This is a genomic window from Burkholderia paludis, assembly GCF_000732615.1.
GTDB classification, from domain to species: domain Bacteria; phylum Pseudomonadota; class Gammaproteobacteria; order Burkholderiales; family Burkholderiaceae; genus Burkholderia; species Burkholderia paludis.
Genome location: NZ_JPGL01000007.1, coordinates 223,873 through 243,102 on the forward strand (window position 1 = coordinate 223,873; position 19,230 = coordinate 243,102).

At 67.4% G+C, this 19,230-nt stretch carries 17 protein-coding genes; 8 read left to right on the forward strand and 9 right to left on the reverse strand.

Features of this window, described 5'->3' with window-relative positions; all coding sequences use genetic code 11:
- Positions 1 to 220 precede the first annotated feature (220 nt).
- Positions 221 to 1,291 (forward strand): mannonate dehydratase, encoded by a 1,071-nt coding sequence (uxuA, locus tag GQ56_RS0104955; RefSeq protein WP_174923136.1) that lies wholly within the window; start codon positions 221 to 223, stop codon positions 1,289 to 1,291.
- Between the two features lie 70 nt (positions 1,292 to 1,361).
- Positions 1,362 to 2,672: an MFS transporter gene (locus tag GQ56_RS0104960; RefSeq protein WP_031397595.1), complete on the forward strand. Its 1,311-nt coding sequence runs from the start codon at positions 1,362 to 1,364 to the stop codon at positions 2,670 to 2,672.
- A gap of 69 nt (positions 2,673 to 2,741) precedes the next feature.
- Here GQ56_RS0104960 and GQ56_RS45505 read toward each other — a convergent pair whose 3' ends face one another.
- On the reverse strand, positions 2,742 to 2,906 hold the full coding sequence (locus GQ56_RS45505; RefSeq protein ID WP_161788543.1) for a hypothetical protein: 165 nt from the start codon (positions 2,904 to 2,906) through the stop codon (positions 2,742 to 2,744).
- An 18-nt stretch (positions 2,907 to 2,924) separates the two neighbouring features.
- Positions 2,925 to 3,773, reverse strand: coding sequence for an energy transducer TonB (locus GQ56_RS0104970; protein ID WP_161788544.1), 849 nt, complete (start codon positions 3,771 to 3,773; stop codon positions 2,925 to 2,927).
- Positions 3,774 to 4,161: 388 nt separating this feature from the next.
- On the opposite strand from GQ56_RS0104970, the gene GQ56_RS0104975 reads away from it, so the two are divergent.
- From GQ56_RS0104975 to GQ56_RS0104990, 4 genes are all read left to right on the forward strand, one after another.
- Positions 4,162 to 5,595: an aminotransferase-like domain-containing protein gene (locus tag GQ56_RS0104975; RefSeq protein ID WP_031397597.1), complete on the forward strand. Its 1,434-nt coding sequence runs from the start codon at positions 4,162 to 4,164 to the stop codon at positions 5,593 to 5,595.
- A 100-nt stretch (positions 5,596 to 5,695) separates the two neighbouring features.
- Positions 5,696 to 6,091: a hypothetical protein gene (locus tag GQ56_RS0104980; protein ID WP_031397598.1), complete on the forward strand. Its 396-nt coding sequence runs from the start codon at positions 5,696 to 5,698 to the stop codon at positions 6,089 to 6,091.
- A 196-nt stretch (positions 6,092 to 6,287) separates the two neighbouring features.
- A complete protein-coding gene (locus GQ56_RS0104985) occupies positions 6,288 to 8,072 on the forward strand; it encodes a nitrite/sulfite reductase (protein WP_031397599.1) in 1,785 nt (594 codons plus the stop codon).
- A complete protein-coding gene (locus GQ56_RS0104990) occupies positions 8,069 to 8,524 on the forward strand; it encodes a DUF934 domain-containing protein (RefSeq protein ID WP_052007160.1) in 456 nt (151 codons plus the stop codon). The genes GQ56_RS0104985 and GQ56_RS0104990 overlap by 4 nt, the downstream gene beginning before the upstream one ends.
- 79 nt (positions 8,525 to 8,603) lie before the next feature.
- On the opposite strand, the gene GQ56_RS0104995 is transcribed toward GQ56_RS0104990, so the two are convergent.
- The 7 genes from GQ56_RS0104995 to GQ56_RS0105025 form a co-directional block, all read right to left on the reverse strand.
- Positions 8,604 to 9,884 (reverse strand): virulence factor family protein, encoded by a 1,281-nt coding sequence (locus GQ56_RS0104995; protein WP_031397601.1) that lies wholly within the window; start codon positions 9,882 to 9,884, stop codon positions 8,604 to 8,606.
- Entirely contained in the window at positions 9,881 to 12,475 is a 2,595-nt protein-coding gene (gene mprF / locus GQ56_RS0105000; protein WP_031397602.1) for a bifunctional lysylphosphatidylglycerol flippase/synthetase MprF, read from the reverse strand. The genes GQ56_RS0104995 and mprF overlap by 4 nt, the downstream gene beginning before the upstream one ends.
- 468 nt (positions 12,476 to 12,943) lie before the next feature.
- Positions 12,944 to 13,282: a hypothetical protein gene (locus GQ56_RS0105005; protein WP_031397603.1), complete on the reverse strand. Its 339-nt coding sequence runs from the start codon at positions 13,280 to 13,282 to the stop codon at positions 12,944 to 12,946.
- A complete protein-coding gene (locus GQ56_RS0105010; RefSeq protein ID WP_031397604.1) occupies positions 13,282 to 14,469 on the reverse strand; it encodes a membrane protein in 1,188 nt (395 codons plus the stop codon). The genes GQ56_RS0105005 and GQ56_RS0105010 overlap by 1 nt, the downstream gene beginning before the upstream one ends.
- 14 nt (positions 14,470 to 14,483) lie before the next feature.
- On the reverse strand, positions 14,484 to 15,923 hold the full coding sequence (locus GQ56_RS0105015) for a UbiA family prenyltransferase (RefSeq protein ID WP_031397605.1): 1,440 nt from the start codon (positions 15,921 to 15,923) through the stop codon (positions 14,484 to 14,486).
- Between the two features lie 527 nt (positions 15,924 to 16,450).
- Positions 16,451 to 16,885 (reverse strand): hypothetical protein, encoded by a 435-nt coding sequence (locus tag GQ56_RS0105020; RefSeq protein ID WP_031397606.1) that lies wholly within the window; start codon positions 16,883 to 16,885, stop codon positions 16,451 to 16,453.
- 79 nt (positions 16,886 to 16,964) lie between these two features.
- Entirely contained in the window at positions 16,965 to 17,879 is a 915-nt protein-coding gene (locus GQ56_RS0105025; RefSeq protein ID WP_031397607.1) for a LysR family transcriptional regulator, read from the reverse strand.
- 95 nt (positions 17,880 to 17,974) lie between these two features.
- On the opposite strand from GQ56_RS0105025, the gene GQ56_RS0105030 reads away from it, so the two are divergent.
- Both GQ56_RS0105030 and GQ56_RS0105035 read left to right on the forward strand, forming a co-directional pair.
- The gene (locus GQ56_RS0105030; protein WP_031397608.1) at positions 17,975 to 18,412 is read left to right on the forward strand and encodes a GlcG/HbpS family heme-binding protein; all 438 of its coding nucleotides are present in this window, start codon (positions 17,975 to 17,977) and stop codon (positions 18,410 to 18,412) included.
- Positions 18,413 to 18,416: 4 nt separating this feature from the next.
- On the forward strand, positions 18,417 to 19,193 hold the full coding sequence (locus tag GQ56_RS0105035; RefSeq protein ID WP_031397609.1) for an SDR family oxidoreductase: 777 nt from the start codon (positions 18,417 to 18,419) through the stop codon (positions 19,191 to 19,193).
- Positions 19,194 to 19,230: the final 37 nt, after the last annotated feature.

Consider the following 19,230-nt stretch of genomic DNA (forward strand, 5'->3'; position numbering starts at 1 on the left):
GCCGGATCGTCAAAATGGTACACCAATTTCGGGAGATATCCGGTGCGCAGCATCAGACGAAGCCGCCAAGCATCTCGGAAAGCCCGAGTCCGGCCCGAACAACTGGTAAACCACTATCCCGTCAAACTGGCATACCACTCATAATCCGCACACCGTCGACGGGCCGGCATGCCGCCGCCCGCTCGCCCGCTGCATGAACCGCCAGCCAGGAGCCGCTCCAGTGAAGATGTCATTCCGTTGGTACGGCGAGTCCGATCCGGTCTCGCTGCAATACATCCGCCAGATCCCGGGCGTCACGCACATCGTGTCCGCGATCTACGACGAACCGGTGGGCGAAGTCTGGCCCGCGCACAAGATCGACGCGCTGAAGGCGACGATCGAACGCGCCGGCCTGCGGTTCGAAGTCGTCGAATCGGTGCCGGTGCACGAGGACATCAAGCTCGGCAAGCCGGGCCGCGACCGCCTGATCGACAACTACCGGCAGACGATCCGCCATCTCGGCGCGGCCGGCGTTCGCGTCATCTGCTACAACTTCATGCCCGTGTTCGACTGGACGCGCACCGAGCTGTCGAAGACGCTCGACGACGGTTCGACCTGCCTCGCGTTCAGCACCGAAGAAGTCGACCGGATCGATCCGAACGACGGCATCGCACTGCCCGGCTGGGATTCGAGCTACCGGCCCGAGCAGCTGCAGGCACTGCTCGCCGACTATCGCGACGTCGACGAGGCCGCGCTGTGGGCGAACCTCGAATACTTCCTGAAGGCGATCATTCCCGTTGCCGAGGAAGCCGGCGTGAAGATGGCGATCCACCCCGACGATCCGCCGCGCCCGATCTTCGGGTTGCCGCGCATCGTGAAGAACCGCGACGATCTCGCGCGCATCGTGCGGATCGTCGATACGCCCGCGAACGGTCTGACGCTGTGCTCGGGCTCGCTCGGCGCGGGCCCGCAGAACGACGTCGAGGCGCTCGTGCGCGAGTTCGGCGCGATGGGCCGCATCCACTTCGCGCACATCCGCAACGTGAAGGTCGACGCGAACGGCGATTTCGAGGAAACCGCGCATCTGTCGAGCTGCGGTTCGCTCGACATCGCGGCGATCGTGAAGGCATACCACGACACCGGCTTCTCCGGCTACGTGCGCCCCGACCACGGCCGCATGATCTGGGGCGAGACGGGCAAGCCCGGCTACGGCCTGTACGACCGCGCGCTCGGCGCGGTCTACCTGAACGGCCTGTGGGAAGCGCTCGCGAAGTTCGACCGCGCAGCGCAAACGTCCGAAGCCGCACGATAAGCACCCATCGAGACGGCCGGCGCAGCGGATCGCCGGTCGTCCGCCACGACATTCCGCGCGGAGACACTGCATGCCACGCATCCGATGGGCCATGATCCTGATGTGCTTCCTGGCCAACGTCATCAACTTCATCGACCGCGCCAACCTCGCGATCGCCGCCCCCAGCATTCGCGCCGACCTCGGCCTCGACGCGGTCGGCATGGGGCTCGTGCTGAGCGCGTTCTTCTGGACCTATGCGTTCCTGCAACTGCCGGCCGGCTGGTTCATCGACAAGGTCGGCGTGCGCGTGAGCCTCGCGCTCGCCGTGGGCTGGTGGTCGGTGTTCACCGTCGCGACGGGCGCCGCGCGCGGCCTCGGGCAACTGGTCGGCGTGCGGCTGATGCTCGGCGTCGGCGAGGCGGCCGCGATCCCGTCGTTCGCGAAGGTCGCGTTCAACTGGTTCCCGCGCAGCGAACGCGGGCTCGCGAGCAGCATCTTCGACAGCGGCTCGCGCGTCGGCTCCGCACTGTCGCTGCCGCTCGTCGCGTGGCTGATCTCGATCGTCGGCTGGCGCGGGTCGTTCGTGATCACGGGCGGCATCGGCATCGTGTGGGCGCTCGCGTGGTGGTTCCTCTATCGCGACCCGGAACGCTATCGCGCGATCGCGCCGGACGCCGTCGACGCGCTGCTCGCCCAGCGCGCCGCACCGGTCGTTGCGGGCGCAACCGATATGCCGAAGGTGTCGTGGCTCGACCTGTTCCGCTACCGCACCGTGTGGGGCATGATGATCGGCCTGTTCTGCCTGAACTTCGCGATCTACTTCTTCATCACGTGGTTCCCGAGCTATCTGCTGCAGTCGCGCGGCTTCTCGCTCGCGTCGCTCGGCACCTGGGGCATGCTGCCCGCGCTGCTCGCGATCCCCGGCGGCTGGCTCGGCGGCTACGTGTCGGACAGCCTGTTCCGTCGCGGCTGGAGCGCAACCGCCGCGCGCAAGACCTGCCTCGTGCTCGGGATGCTGCTGTCGTCGTCGATCGCGCTGTCCGCGTTCGTCGAGAACACGTGGGCCTGCCTCGGCCTGTTCGCCCTCGCCTACGCGAGCCTGTCGTTCGCGGGCGCCAACGTGTGGACGCTCGTCGGCGAGGTCGCGCCGACGCCCGCGCACGTCGCGTCGCTCGGCGGCATCCAGAACTTCGCGGGCAATCTCGCGGGCATCTTCATCACGACGTTCACCGGCGTGATGCTGTCGATCACGAAAGGCTCGTTCGTCGTGCCGCTCGCGGTGGCCGGCGCGTTGTGCGTGGTCGGTGCGCTGTCGTACCTGTTCGTCGTCGGCAAGGTCGAGCCGCTGCCGCCGCTGCGCAGCGGCGCGAACGGGCGGAACGCGGAGCCGAACGCGGCGTGATGCATCGGTGCCGCGTGCGGGGCGCCGGCCATGCGTGCCGGTGCCCCGTTCGCGTGAACGGCTTTCGTTCTAGTTCGGCAGCGCGAACGCGTCTTCGGGCGGGCTGCCCAGATTCGTTGCAGCGGCGTCGATGCGCAGCGATCCGACGATGCGGGACGCATCGCGTTCGACGGCATCCCTGAGCGTCATCGGGCCCGTTACACGCACCCACAGGATGTCGGCGCCGACCAGCACGATACGCTCCACCGCGAACTACGATTTCTTCGGGTCGACAACCCGGCCGTCGATCGACGGATAGCCGAGAAACGTGCCGCGCACCGCACGCGCGTCGAGCGTGCGGTAGTCCGCTTCCAGCGACTCGAAGCAGCGCGTGGCGATTTCCGGCGCACCGTATTGCAGCCGGCTGGCGACCAGCAACGTGTCGATCCCGCCGTGGGCCAGCAGCGTCTCCGCCGATCTCGGCGCTTGCGGGCCGGGATGGGCGAACCAGAGTGTCCTGTCGCTGAACCGGCCCGGCACGCTGAGCATGAAATGGCCGTCCGTCGAGCGCGCGACGGTCCATCCGTCGGCATCCAGCTGGCCGACTCCCTTTTGCCGGAAGATGCCGCGCGTGACGTCGTCGCGCTTCGGCGACGGTGCCGGCGCGATGACGATTTCCGGCAGCGCGGCCGGCGCGCTGGCCGCCGCGGAAGCGGACGCGCCGCCGGGATGGAACGTCAGGTTCACCCAGCGCACGCGATGCTCGGGCGGCGGCGGAAACGGCAGGCTCTTGCGCACCGCCGCGATCATCGCGGCGTCGAAAATCTCCGATCCGCTCGACTGCCGGACGCTGGCTTCGACGATCTTCCCGTGCGCGTCGACCAGCAACGCCAGCCTGGCTTCGGCCGATTCAGGCAGGCTCGCCGGGCTCGTGAAAACCAGGTTGGCTCGAATCAGCGCGCCGAGCGTTGCCGCATAGGCCGTGTCGTCCGTGGGCCGGGTCGGCATGCCGGTCGCGGCCGCCCCCGGTTCCGTCAATGCAGCGACGTCGACAGGCCATGCTGCGTAGAGCGCGAGCATCGGGATGCAGACAACCCGCCAGTTCGGTTTCGACAACGGCATCAGCGTGTGGTTTTGATCGTTTTGATATCGGGACGAGCGGCGCACCGGACGGGCGTGCATGGCGCTCCCCGCGCATGCCCATCGAAAGCACTGTCCGGTCGCAAGAACCCCGCCAGCCTAATGACTGGCCGCCGCGAATGCAACTGCCTTCCGCGCACGCGCGTGTCGTTCGCCCGGCAGGGAGACGAAGGCAGGCCGACGCTGAATCCCCGCCCCATCCGATCGAGGCGACGCTATCGGCCAAGCGCTGGCCCATCGGTATCGCGCACAACGTTTGCGCGCCGCTACCGCCGCGTTCCGGATGACCGCCCGCACGGGCGCCGGCTTTCCTTTTACCCGCGTCCATCGGACAATGAGCCGCCGCGCGCCACGCGCCCCGCCCACGCCGATGAAACGCTACGAAACCCTCGCCCACACGATCGCCGAAGAAATCCGCAACGGCAACCTCGCCGTCGGCACGCGCCTGCCGTCGCTGCGGCAGCTCATCGCGCAACATGGCGTGAGCCAGTCGACGGTGTTTCGCGCGTACTACCTGCTCGAACAGTGGGGGCTGATCCGCGCGCGCGAACGCTCGGGCTACTACGTCGCGCCGGGCGCGGAGCCGGAGGCGGGCCCGGCCGCGAAACGCCGCGCGAGCCGCGCGGGCGCCAAGCGCAAGGTCGACATCAGCAGCCTCGTGTTCTCCGTGCTCGACGCGGCCACGCAACCGGGCATCGTGCCGCTCGGCTCCGCGTTCCCGTCGCCGCACCTGTTTCCGCTGCCGCGTCTCGCGAAGTCGCTCGCACAGGCCACGCGGCTCGTCAGCCCGTGGAGCACGGTCGTCGACCTGCCGCCCGGCAACGAGGCGCTGCGCCAGCAGATCGCGCGGCGCTATCTCGCGACGGGCATCTCGCAGCCGATCGACGAGATCGTCGTCACGAACGGCGCGCTCGAGGCACTGAACCTGTGCCTGATGGCCGTCACGCGGCCCGGCGACGTCGTGGCCGTCGAAGCGCCCGGCTTCTACGCGGCGCTGCAGGCGATCGAGCGGCTCGACCTGCGCGCGGTCGAGATTCCCGTCGATCCGCGCACGGGCCTCGATCTCGATGCGCTCGCGCAAGCGCTCGACCGGCACGACATTCGCGCGTGCTGGTTCATGACCAATTTCCAGAATCCGACCGGCGTGACGCTGTCCGCCGGGAAGAAGCGCGCGCTCGTCGAGATGCTCGCCGCGCGCGACGTGCCGCTGATCGAGGACGACGTCTACGGCGAACTGCATTTCGGCCCCGACTACCCGCTGCCCGCGCGCGCGTTCGACCGGCACGGCCTCGTGATGCACTGCAGCTCGTTCTCGAAGACGCTCGCGCCCGGCTACCGGATCGGCTGGGCCGCCGCCGGCCGGTACGCCGAGAAGGTGCAGCGGCTCAAGCTGATGACGACGCTGTCGGCCAGCATTCCCGCGCAGGCCGGCGTCGCAAACTATCTCGAACACGGCGGCTACGACCGGCACCTGCGCAAGTTGCGCGGCGCGTTGCAGACGCAGCTCGACCGGATGGACGACGCGCTGCGCCGCTGGCTGCCGGCCGGCGTCGAATGGGTGCGGCCCGAGGGCGGCTACTTCCTGTGGCTCGCGTTCCCCGACGCGATCGACGCAATGGAACTGCACCGCCAGGCGATCGCGCGCGGGATCAGCTTCGCGCCGGGGCCGCTGTTTTCCGCCACGCACGGTTTCGAACGCTGCGTGCGCGTGAACTTCGGCCATCCGTGGAGCCGCGACATCGAACGCGCGATCCGCGTGCTGGGCGAGCTGGTCGCGCAGCCGTCGGTCCGCAAGGGCGGTTGAAGCGCGCACGGTACACGGCGCCTGCCGCCCGCACCGCGGCCGTGCATGCGATGCGCGCGCGGGTTACAGTGCTGATCCCGCCGCTCCGCCACGATTGCCCATGAGCCCACTGCCCTACCTCGATCACGACGCGCTGTTGACACTGACCGCCGAAGCCGCGCACGTCACGCAGCCGTGCACGTGCACGAAAACGCCGCTCGCCGGATGGACGACGCTGCCGCTGTCGCTGCAGGACGCGCAACTGACCGAAGTGGCCACGCTCGCGCCGCCGGACGATCCCGAGCCGACCTACGCCGAACATCACCCGGCCGGCACGCACTACGCGTCGGACGATGCGCCGATCGCCCTGCGCCATTTCCCGTACAACCGCTGCACCGTCAGCCGCTGCCGCACGTGCGGCCGCCTGTTCCTGCGCTATCAGGAAGGCGGCGGCTACTTCATCGACCAGCGCATCCGCGCGCTCGATCCGGCGCTCGTCGTCGACGCCGACGCCTGAACCCGCCGCGCGCATGCGCGCGTGCCCGTCCCCGCGCCGGCTTCGCGCCGGCCGTCTGCTGCGCCCTTTTCGTCCCGATCTGCTGCTTGTCCCGCCGCCCGGCGTTCCCTACGCTGTCTCCGGTTGCCCGACACCCGTCGCAACGTCTCTCCCGAGCCGCACGCTTCGCGCCGCGGCGCCTCTTGCGTATCACGTCATGTATCGATATACCGTTTTCGACCGGGCGCTCGTGCACAGCCGCGCCGCCCAGTTTCGCGACCAGCTCGAACGCTGGCAGCACGGCACGCTGAGCGAGGACGCGTTCCGGCCGCTGCGCCTGCAGAACGGCTGGTACGTGCAGCGCCACGCGCCGATGCTGCGCGTCGCCGTGCCGTACGGCGAGCTGTCGAGCGCGCAGTTGCGCGTGCTCGCACGCATCGCGCGCGACTACGACGTGCCCGACGACGCCACCTACCGCGCCGCGTGCGACGCGCAGGCCGCGCTCGGCACGCTGCGCCTGCCGACCCGCAGCGCGCACTTCACGACGCGCACCAACGTGCAGTTCAACTGGATTCCGCTCGCGAAGGCAGCCGACGTGATGGACCTGCTCGCGACCGTCGACATGCACGGCATCCAGACCAGCGGCAACTGCATCCGCAACATCTCGTGCGACGAGCGCGCCGGCGTCGCGCCGGACGAGATCGCCGACCCGCGCCCGTTCGCCGAAGTGATGCGCCAGTGGACGACGCTGCATCCCGAGTTCGCGTTCCTGCCGCGCAAGTTCAAGATCGCGATCACCGGCGCGACGGAAGACCGCGCGGCCACCGACTGGCACGACGTCGGGCTGAAGCTCGTGCGCGACGCGGCCGGCGAGCTCGGCTTTCGCGTCAGCGTCGGCGGCGGGATGGGCCGCACGCCGACGATCGCGACGCTGCTGCGCGCATTCCTGCCGTGGCGCCACGTGATGAACTACATCGAGGCGATCGTCCGCGTGTACAACCGCTACGGACGCCGCGACAACAAGTACAAGGCGCGGATCAAGATCCTCGTGAAGACCGAGGGGCAGCGCTACATCGACGACGTCGAGGAGGAGTTCCGCCAGATCGTCGAACACGACGGCGGGCCGCATACGATTCCGCAGGTCGAGTTCGACCGCGTCGCCGCATCGTTCGTCCCGCCGCGCGTCGCGCCGCGCACGTCCGGCCTGCGCGACGCAAGCGCGCGCGCGTCGGCGCACGCGGCCCGCCATCCGGCGTTCGCACGCTGGCTCGCACGCAACGTCGCGGAGCACCGCGACCCGGCGCTGCGCATCGTCACGCTGTCGTTCAAGCGCCGCCTGCAGGCGCCGGGCGATGCGACGCCGGACCAGCTCGACGCGCTCGCCGATCTCGCCGAGCGCTTCTCGGCCGGCGAGGCGCGCGTCACGCACACGCAGAACGTCGTGCTGCCGTGGGTGCATGTGGACGACCTGTTCCCGCTGTGGGAAAACGCGCGCGAGATCGGGCTTGCCAGCGCGAACGTGGGACTGCTGACGGACATGATCGCGTGCCCGGGCGGCGACTTCTGCGCGCTGGCGAACGCGCGCTCGATCCCGATCGCCGATGCGATCGCCGAGCGCTTCCAGGATCTCGACATGCTGCACGACGTCGGCGACATCGACCTGCACATCAGCGGCTGCATCAACTCGTGCGGCCATCACCACAGCGGCCACCTCGGCATCCTCGGCGTCGACAAGGACGGCGCGGAGTGGTACCAGGTCACGCTCGGCGGCTCGGACGGCTCCAGCGCGAGCGGCCCCGCACGTCCCGGCAAGGTGATCGGCCCGTCGTTTTCGGCGGACGAAATCGTCGACGTCGTCGATGCGATCGTCCACACCTATCTCGACGCGCGGATCGATGCAGACGGCCGCAGCGAACCCTTCATCGACACGGTGCGCCGCATCGGCCCCGAACCCTTCAAGGCCGCCGCGAACGACGCGCGCCATCAGGTGGAGCACGCATGACGCAAACCACGGACAACGACATCGACAACGCCGGCACGCGCGCACGCATCCGGCTGCTGACGCCGGCCGAGCACGACGGCGACCCGCGGCGGCACGCCGACGCGACGCTGACGATCGGCAACGACGCGGAACTGCCGCCGCTCGCCTCGCAAATCGCGCAGGCATCGCGCATCGACCTGCAGTTTCCGTCGTTCACCGACGGCCGCGCGTACAGCCAGGCGTACCTGCTGCGCAAGCGCTACGGCTTCGCCGGCGACCTGCGCGCGACCGGCGACGTGCTGATCGACCAGTTGCTGTTGATGGAGCGCACGGGGTTTTCGAGCGCGGTGCTCGGCGACGGTACGGACCTCGCGGCCGCGCGCCGGCAGCTCGACCGGTTTCCGGGCTTCTATCAGCGCGATGCGCGCACGGAAACGCCGCTTCAGGACGCCCCGACGCAGCCCGGAAAATGAAACGGGCGGCACACTGGCCGCCCGCACGGGAAATCGCAAGCCCTCCGGCCGGCGCCCGCCGCGAAGCGGACGCCGGCGTTCAGCGCGCCGCCACCGGCTTGCCGAACCCTTCGAGAATCTTCTTCTCGAGCGCGAGGTAATCGCGGCCGAAGTGGTGATCGCCCTGCGTCTTGATCACGTCGGCGCCGGTGTTCGCGAGCGCCGGGCACATCGTGTCCTTCTCTTCCGCGCCATAGAAGCACTGCACGAGCTGCGGCGGCACCTTCGCGATTTCCGGCGCGACCTTCAGCGCCTTGTCGCTCGCGGGCATGCCGAGCCAGCCCGTCACGCGGATCTGGAAATCGGCGGCGGGCGCGAAGCCGAGCAGCGACATCACCGCGACCTTGTCGCGCAGGTCGCCCGGCAGCCGGTTGTAGGCGAACGGCATCACGTCGGCGCCGAACGAGTAGCCGACCAGCGCCACGCGGTTCGCATGCCAGCGCGCCATGTAGGTGCGCATCACGCGCGCGAGATCCCGGCTCACCTGCGCCGGCGGCTTCTCGCTCCAGAAATAGCGCAGGCTGTCGATGCCGACCACCGACACGCCGTCGCGCTGCAGCGCCTCGCCGATCGTCTTGTCGAGATCGCGCCAGCCGCCGTCGCCCGAGATCACGATCGCGAGCTGGCCGCTGCCGCCCTTGGCCGGCAGCTCGACGAGCGGCAGGTCCGACACGTCGAGCTCGTCGCCGCTGCCGCTGTCGCGCAGGTGCGACGTGACGAGCGACACGAGTTTCGCGGTGTCGCCCGAGGCGGCCGTCTCGACGAAGCCCGGCATCGCGCGGCGCACGATCGTCGGATCGGGCGCGCACGGCTTGAAGCGCGGATCGAGCTTCGCGGCAGGATCGACCGATACCGCGCCGGCGATCGTGTTCTCCGGCGCCATCGACAGGATCTGCTTCGCGATCGCACCGCCCTGGCCCACGCCCGCGACGATCGGCGTGAAATAGCGCGACGATTGCACGAGGCGTTCAAGCTGGTGGCTGACCGCCTCGGCGTCGCCGTCGAGGTGGTGGCAGGCCTCCTGCTTCTGCGCGAGATTCATCGCGTAGCGCTCCGAATCGACGCCGACCGTCATCGCGCCAGCCTTGGCGAGCGCATCGGCGGCCTGCTGGTCGGCCGCGTTCCAGCCGGCCTCGCGGGAGAACAGCACGACGAAACCGCGCAGCGGCCCGTTCGGACGCGTCACGGTCACGGGCCCGTAGCGGCCGCCCGACACGGTTTCGGCCTTCACTGCAACCGGCTGCGTGGCGCACGCGGCGCCGGCCAGCATCATTCCCGCGCAGGCGGCTGCCGCCCGCGCGATTCCCTTCTTCAACATCATGAACGCCGACCTCCAGCCAGCAATGACAGATCCGCCAGCGTGACGAACACGCCGACCGTGCCCGAGGCCGCGAGGTAACGCGGCTCCCAGTGCGGTTCGAACTTGCTCTTGAATGCGCGCAAGCCGCGGAAGTTGTAGAAGCGGCCGCCGAAGCGCCAGACCATCAGGCCGAGCCGGTGCCACGGCGACGGCATCTTGGCCGCCCCCATCCCCGAGAACGGCGCGATGCCCAGGCTCAGCTTGCGGAAGCCCGCCTCCTTCAGATGCAGCGCGAGCTGCGTGAACAGATACTCCATCGCGTACGGCGATGCGTCCGGCAGATGGCGCATCACGCCGACCGTCGCCTCGGTGTTGAGGTCGGTCGTCATGAACGTGACGAACGCGATCGGCTTGTCGGCCTGCCGCACCAGCATCACCGACTGCGTCGCGAGATAGCCGTCGTGGAATGCGGCGACCGAGAAACTCTTCTCGCGCGCGTCGCGGCTGTCGAGCCAGCCGTCCGAGATGTCGCGCAGCCCCGGCAGCGCGGCCGGCACGTCACACGGCGCGATCACCTCGACCGTCAGCGCATCCTTGTCGCCGCGGCGCAGCGCATAGCGCAGGTGCGACCGGTTCGATCCCTTCAGGTCGAACTGGTCGAGCGCGATATGCGCTTCCTCGCCCAGCTTCATCAGCGTGAGCCCGGCGTCGAGATACAGCGGCAGCGCGTTCGCGCGCACCTGGTAGAACGCCGCGCGGCCGCTGTGCGCGTGCGCGAGCGCGATGAACTTGCCGATCAGCGCCGGCCACTCCTCGCGCGGCCCGACCGGGTCGTGCAGCGCGGCCCACGTGCGGCCGTACTTCGCGTACATCAGGAAGGCCTGGCGCGATTCCGAGAACAGGAACGACTTGTCGCCCATCAGCGCGAGGCCCGCATCGCTGCATTCCTGCGCGCGAATGATCCGCTCGGCGTCGGACAGGTCCTGCGGCGCGGGCTTCACGAAGCGGCCGGGCGCCGGGCGCAGCAGTTGCCACAGCGCGAACAGCGCGACGAACACGCCGGACGCGAGCGTCGCGCGCAGCGCACGCGGCGCGCGCGCGTCGAACGAGAAATGCGACCACAGCTCGCGCGTGTACGGCACGTCGCGGAACGCGAAGAACAGCACCCACACGGCCAGGATCAGCACCATCGTCACCGACACGAACCAGCTCACCGTGAAGCGCTCGGCGAGCAGCGACGAATGACGGTTGAAGCGGCGGCGGCTCACGATCAGCAGCACCAGCAGCGTGCCGAGCACGCCGGCCTCGACGAACGCGAGGCCCTTTGCCAGCGACAGCGCGAGGCTCGCCAGCGTCAGCGCGAAGGTCATCCACCACGCGCCGTCGAGCCGGCGCAGCAGCCCGCGCGCGACGAACAGCAACGCGACGCCGAGCACGCTGCAGATCACCTGCGAGCCTTCGAGCACCCACAGCGGCACGATATGACGCAGGATCGCGATCCGGTGCCAGAACGCGGGCGTCGCGCTCGAGATCACCAGCATCCCGCCGACCGCGAACGTCACGAGGCTCAGGAACACCGGCGCGAGCTGCGACACGCGCACGGCCTGCCGCGTCACCAGCCGGCGCCGCAGCGCGCGGCCCTCGAAACCGGCCAGCAGGCCGGCCGACAGCACGAGCGGCACGCCGAAATAGATCGCGCGATACGCGATCAGCGCGGCCACCATCACGTGCGCGGGCACTTCGCGGCCGAGCGTGAAGACCATCGCGGCCTCGAACACGCCGATCCCGCCCGGCGTATGGCCGATCATCCCGAGCAGCAACGCCGCCGCGTAAACGGTGATGAAGGTCGGGAAACCGACCGGCGCGGCCGGCAGCAGCACCCACAGCGTCAGGCCCGCCGCGACGACGTCCAGCACCGCGTAGACGACCTGCGCGACGAGATCGCGCCGCGCCGGCACGTCGAACGACAGCCACTTGAAGCGGGTGACGACCGGACGCGCGGTGTTGCCGCACATCGCGACCAGCGCGGCCATTGCGACGAGCAGCGCGGCGCCGGTCCACGTCAGCACGCCCGGCACGACGTGCAGCATCTCGGCCAGGGCCTCCGGCACGCAAACCATGCCGACGGCGGTCATCAGCACCATCGCGAGCGCCAGCGTGCCGCTCGTAAACACCGTCATCCGGCCGATCTGCGCGGGCGTGACGCCCGACACGCCGTACACGCGCGCGCGGACCGCGCCGCCCGTCAGCGCACCGAAGCCGGTCGCGTTGCCGAGCGCGGACCCGGCGATCGCGCCGATCCACAGCGCGGCGCGCGGCACTTTCGCGGCAACGTAGCGCAGGCCGACGGCATCGCGGGCGACGAGCGCGAGATAGCTGAGCGCGGTCGCGGCCAGCGACGCACTCCACTCGCCGGCGGACATGTGACGCAGCTGGCGGATCACCGACCGGTAGTCGACCGATTCCGACAGATGCTGGAAAACCACGATCAGCAGCAGGCCGATGCCGAGCGCGAGCAGCGGCGACAGCACGCGTTCGTTGCGGATCAACGCCCGGGCACGGGCGATCACCGCCGCGGCGCGGCCGGGCGAACCAGAGTGGCGGGAAGACATAGATTATTCAGTGGCGATGCATAGCGTGTCGCGGCGCAAGCGGCCCAGGCGGCGACGAATCTGGTTGTTCTGCGTGGGCGGTCGGCCGGAAGAAAAGGCAGGGAACGCCTGAATCAGAACTTACAAGTATACGGGCTTTATATTACAAAATCTTTCCGATTCGCATTGTGCGGTTTTGTGGCTTCCCGGGCACGTAAACATCGCATCAAAATCGTGCGGCCGAAAACGCAAGGTGCGCATGATACAGGGAACCGGGGCGGGTTTTTCGTCGGACGAATGACGAGCCCTGCATTTAGGGGAAATTCTTCCGGCCGCGCCGAACAGGCGAGCACGAATTCGCGGGAGCGCGGTATTGGAGGCAATGGGGACAGGCGGGATGATGTGGCGCCCATTTCCGGCAGAACAGAAAAATCGACACTGCCGGGGCGCCCCGGACGGGGTCCTCCCCTGTATTGGCGCCCTTCCGGATTACGCCACCCGCGTAACCATCCAGACGCCGATCAGGATGACGAGCGCGCCAACGGCCTGCATGGGCCGCAACAGATGTTCGTGCACCGCCGTGAACGACAGCACGACGAGCATCGAAACCGCCACCATCGTCGGGTAGGCAATGCCGAGCGACGTCTTGCGCAGCGCGACCGCGTAAAGCACGAACCCGACGCCGTAAGCGCCAATGGCCGCGCCACGTACAATCCACGGCAAGACGCTCGATTCGCCGAGCGCGATTCCCTTGAGCGCAGCCACCCTGAGCAACACGCTGGCAAGCCCGCCGAACACACCACTCGCAATCACGATCAGCCAGTTCATTACGCGGCCTCCTTCGCCGTTGCAGCGTCGAATCGACGACCGGACGGGACACGAGCCCCATCCGGCACATCCGCGCCGCCGCCAAAAATCGCATTGAAGCGGTTCGCACCGTGCAGTGCGACCAATACGATCGCGGGAAAGGCGACCGAGAAGTTTCGCGCTTCGTCCCGGTAGCCGAAAAAGGAGAACAGCACCAGCACCGGCATGAACGCCGCGACGAAGTAGGCACGGTACCGGGTTGGCGTCGCCTGCCACGCCGCCCTGAAGAACACCGCAAGCGGCACGAGCATCAACGGGTTCTCGAGGCTCGGGGTATAGATGCCTTTACCGATGAGGTTGTAGAACGACAGATAGGACGCCGGATTCAGCCAGAACCGCAGGTTGTCCCACACGTGATATTCGACGAATCCGCCGGCATTGGCACCATACCCGCTCATGATGAACTGGCGGGTCGCCACGCAGATACCCAGTTGCAGCACGAGCCACATCACGCGCTTGCGCATTGCAGTGTCGCGGTCGTGCAGGAAGAACAACGCGAGCGGAACCAGGAAGAACGTCTCCTTGTTCAGGGAAAAGACGGCGATCGTCACCGTGCACGCCAGCAGCCGCTTCGTCAGCAGGAAATAGCACGCACCGAGCACGCCGAGCAGTTCGAAGAAATCGTAGTAGTAGCCGCCCTGCTGAAACGTGAGCGGATAGACGAAGCTGAATGCCGCCAGAAAGCCGACCGAATGCCCGAAGCTCAGGCCGTGCAGCCTCGCCAGCTTGTAGACCAGCAACAGCGAAAACAGCATCGACAGCACGATCGCGATGTAGGTCAGGTGATAGACGATCGCCACGACCGGCGTCCAGTATTCGCCCGGCACGCTCGTGAAATAGGTATTGCGCAGCGAATCATGCCGAGTGATCGATTTGAACAGCTTGTCCCGCGTCGCCCCGTCGAGGCGCTCGGCCATCGCTTTCGCGGCCTTCGGAAACGACGAGCGGTAGACGAACGGCTTCGGCGCGTCGCCGTTCATCATCCCGACGAGGCTGTAGGTCGTGGGGAAACTGGCCTTCTGGTCGTCACGGAACCCCCACTTCAACAGCACGCTGTTGGTGATGTTTCCTGCGCACACGAACAGCAGCACGTAGACGATGGCGAAGCGGCAGAATGCCCGCACGCGGTTTCGGTTCTTTTCCGTCATGGGATTTGTGCCGCTTACAGCGCAGGCATGAAGTGAGCGGCCAGCACCAGCGCCACCATCACGCAAAGCATGCCGAAGCTACCGCGATTTTCGAGAATATGGACGATCGGATCGTCGTGCATCGTGCCGCGGACCGTTGCGATCCACAGCCGGCCGAACAGGTAGATCAGGCCAACCTGCACGAGCCATAACAAATGCGGGACGGTGTAGCGCGCGGCCGTTTCGGGAGCATTGATGAAGAGGCCGAACACGACCACTGCGGCCAGCGACGCGCCGATCCCGAACGGCCAGAGCACCTCGAGATCCCCCACGCGGTAATCCCGGCCCGCCGATACACGCTTGTCGTTCTGGCGCAGGAACACGAGCTCGGAGCAGCGCTTCACGAGCGCAAGACTCAGGAAGGCCAGCACGGAAAATGCGAGAAGCCAGCGGCTGACCGCGATGTCCGCCGCAATGGCGCCCGCAACGATCCGGTGCGTGTACAGCAGCGACAACACGACGACATCGAGCAGCACGACCGATTTCAGGCGCCAGCTGTATGCGGTCGTCAGCAACAGATAGAGCGCGAACATGCCGGCAAACTCGACCGACACCGCGAATGCCAGCGCAAACGCCGCCGCGAGCAGCAGCGCGGCGGCGCCCAGCCCCCGGGCAATCGACAGCGTCCCGTTCGCGAACGCGCGATTGCGCTTGCGAGGATGGCGCCGGTCGTTGTCCAGATCCCAGAGATCGTTGCCGATGTAGGTTGCCGACGCGCCCAGCGACATCGCCAGAAACGCGAGCACGAGCGTCGTGACCTTGTCGGCGTCGAAGAACGCAAAAGCCGTCAGCAGCGGCACGAACAACAGCAGGTTTTTCAACCATTGATGAACGCGCAGCGCCTTGCACCAGGTCGAGAAGCAGGCACGCTCGTTCGAAAACTCCCGCTCGACGGGAATGCTGCTCCGGATGTCGGCAGCAATACCGGGCGGGACGCCGGCCAGAATGGCGCCCTTCGCACCGGCCCAGATCGGCATGTCGGCCTTGCTGTCGCCGGCATAGACGAAATCGTCGCCGACCTGCTCGCGAATGCCGGCGAGTTTGGTTTCGCTTTTCAGGTTGGTGTCGCCGCTGGTCGCGATGACGAGATCGAACAGGCCAAGATGGGCGTCTACCCGCTCGGCGATCGAGCGATGGGCGGCCGTCGCCAGCACGATCTTGCGGCCGCCTTTGCGTTCGTGAGCCAGGTAATCGACAAGCGACTCTCGGTAAGGAATCGTCTCCGCCCGGAAATCGGCCTGCTCGGCGACCTTGCCCTTGAATGCGGCGCGACCGCCGGCGAGCCAGAAAGGCAGTCGCAACAGATTCGCGGGTTGATGCTTGACGACACTTATCACGGACTCCATCAAGGTATCCGACGTCGTCAGCGTGCCGTCGAGATCGACGACAAGCGGAAGTTTTCTGGTCTCTCGCATTATTCGTGAGTCGTTTCCGTTTGACATTGACGTCAAACTGGTCAATCCATTACATGCACTACTGCTGCCGTCGCGAGGGCGACAGCAGCGTTAATTCGACGACATTCGCCCCCGACCACCGTGCGCGCTTCGCCCGATGCGCGCGGATACTACCAGAAAAACATGCCAATGAAGGCAACTATTGATCAAAATGTAGCGAGCCGGATGCGATATCACACAGGAAAAGAACCATTCCCTCAAGATGTGGCGCAAGATTTTTCGGAGGCGAAAACAAGGCAAACGTTTGTCGTTTAAAATTTCCTATTGAAATAATTTAAATTAATAGGATGACAAATTTCCGACTAATATCAGTCGATATTTATTTTTAATTTCCCCCCCATTCACTTTCCGGTCGAATTGCTGGCATTCCCGGCACCAGCCAACATTGAGAAAAACGTCCCGGTCAAAGCATGTTGAGTCCCGCGCCCTGTCAGGTCACCTGACCGATGACGGCATTATTACAAGTCAGAAACGCCGGGACTCAAGCTTCACTTCGCCCGCTCATGCTCCCCCAACCCGATCGCCTTGTAGTCGTAAGTCGGATAAAACTCCGTCCGATACGCGCCCCACGCCGTATCCTCGAGCACCCGATTGACTTCACGCAGCCGCGACGCCGGCAACCGCAGCACGACGATCTGCCCGATCCCCATCGTCACGGTCCAGCTCACCACTTCGACGCCCGGCGGCGGAAACGCCTTGTAGAAGCCCTGCTTCGCCAATTGCGCATTCAGCTCGGCAAGCGGGCGCGACTGGTCGTGCCTGAGGAAAACGGTCAGCAGTACCGCGTTGTCGGCCGTCGCCTCGGCCGAACCTGCGGGTACGGTCGACGTCTGGCCGACAGCCGGTGCGCTGCAGAGCCCAGCGGCAGCCAGCGTGGCGGCGATCATCAAGGTACGAACCGGGAAACGGGGAAATGCCGTCATGACGCGACTCCATGGTTTCGTGGATGGAGCCGCCATCATGCGCCGCCGGACAGATCGCCGCCGCCGGCCGGCGAAAGGATTACGCCACACCTGCCCCGTCGCGCTCGCGCAGCACGTCGATGAACGCGCGCAGCTTGGCCGGCACGTGCTTGCGATTCACGTAATACAGCCACATCGGCGGCAGCGTCCGGCACGCGCCCGGCAACACCTCGACGAGCGCGCCGTCGCGCAGGTCCTGCTCGATCCGTTCGCGCATGAACGCAAACGCGATCCCGACCCCGGCGCGCGCCGCGTCGATCACCGCATCGGCGTCGTTCGTCACGAATACGCCTTCCGGATCGAGATCGACGTCGCGGCGCCCGTCGTGCAGCAGCCATTTGTGCAGCCGCCCGCTCTCCGAAAACCGGAAGCGGATACACGCGTGCCCCCCGAGCGCCGCGATCGACGCAGGCGTGCCGTACCGCGCCAGATAACCGGGCGACGCGACCAGCGCACACGAGAGCGCCGGCGCGATCCGCACGCCGATGGTCCCCGGCTGCAGCCGGTCGGCAAGGCGGATCCCCGCATCGAACCCGTCCTTCGCGATATCGACCAGTTCGTTCTCATAGCGAATCTCCAGCCGCACGTCCGGATAGCGCTCACGGAATACGGCGAGCACCGGCGCGATCACGAGCGAGCGCGCCAGCGGCAGCGCGGTCACGCGCAACACGCCGCTCGGCGCGCTGCGCCCGTCCTTCAGCTCGTCGCGGGCCTGCACGACCTGCCGGTATGCCGGCTCCGTCTGCCGCCAGTAGCGCTGCCCGGCTTCCGTCAGGCTCACGCCGCGCGTGCTGCGGTTGAACAACTTCACGTTCAGTTCGCCCTCGAACTGCCCGATCGAGAGACTGACGGCGGCCGGCGTCAGGCCCAGCGCGGCGGCCGCCCGCGTGAAGTTGCCGGTCGCCGCGACCGTCATGAACACGTGCAGCCCGGCCATCGGATCGCGTCGGCTCATCATTATAAAAACTTGAAACTCTTTCGAGCGGAATGCGGATTCTCCCATATACCGCCACCGCCTACACTGGCCCTGTCGCATCACCGGAACGTCGCATGAACCCGTCCCTCCCCGCGCTGCCGCTCGCGGCCGCCCGCCGCACGATCGACGCCATACTCTCGCATGCCGCATCGTTGCAGGTCGCGGGCGTCGCCGTCGCGATCGTCGATGGTGGCGCGAACCTGCTCGCGTTCGTTCGCACCGACGACTGTTTTCTGGGGGCGATCGACCTCGCGCAGCGCAAGGCGTTGACGGCGATCCGCTTCCGCACGTCGACCGGCACGCTCGGCGCGCTGTCGGGCGACGGTCCGTTGCGCGGGATCGAGCACAGCCACGGCGGGCTCGTCACGTTCGGCGGCGGCGAACCGCTCGTCGACGGCAGCGGGCGCTGCGTGGGCGCGATCGGCGTGTCGGGCGGCAGCGTCGACGAAGACACCGCGATCGCCCGGCATGGTCGCGACCGCTTGCAGGCCATCCTCCACACCACCAGGTAAGCATATGACCCGAAAACGCATCCTCATCACCGGCGCAGGCACCGGCTTCGGCCGCGAAGTCGCGCTGCGCCTCGCCGCCGGCGGCCACGACGTGACGGCCGGCGTACGCGTCGCCGCCGAGATCGACGCACTGACGGCCGCCGCCGCGCAACGCGGCACCGCGCTGCGCGCCATCGAGCTCGACGTCACGTCGGCCCACGATCGCGCCCGCGCGGCCGAACTCGCCCCCGACGTGCTCGTGAACAACGCGGGCGTCGGCGAAGCCGGCGCGCTCGTCGACCTGCCGGTCGGGATCGTCCGCGCGCTGTTCGACGTCAACGTGTTCGGGCCGCTCGAACTCACGCAGCAAATCGCGCGCGGCATGCTTGCGCGCGGACACGGCAAGATCGTGTTCGTGTCGTCGATCGCGGGCCTGATCACGGGGCCGTTTACCGGCGCCTATTGCGCATCGAAACATGCGGTCGAATCGATCGCCGAAGCGATGCACGCGGAGCTGGCGCCGCACGGGATCCGCGTCGCGGTCGTGAACCCCGGCCCGTACAGCACGGGCTTCAACGACCGGATGATGGAAACGACGCGGCGCTGGCGCGATCCGGCCATCCACACCGTGACGCCCGAGCAGCTGACGTTCCCGCTCGAACAGCACGATCCGGAAGAGATGATCGCGAAAATGGTCGACGTGATCGAAAGCGACGGCGGCGCGTTCCGCAACCTGCTGCCGAAATCGTCGGAAGCCTTCGTCCGTGCCGAGCAGGCAAGCGCGTGGGACCGCCAGCAGTGATGCAAACCGGCGGCGGCCGGCGGTTCACGCAGGAACG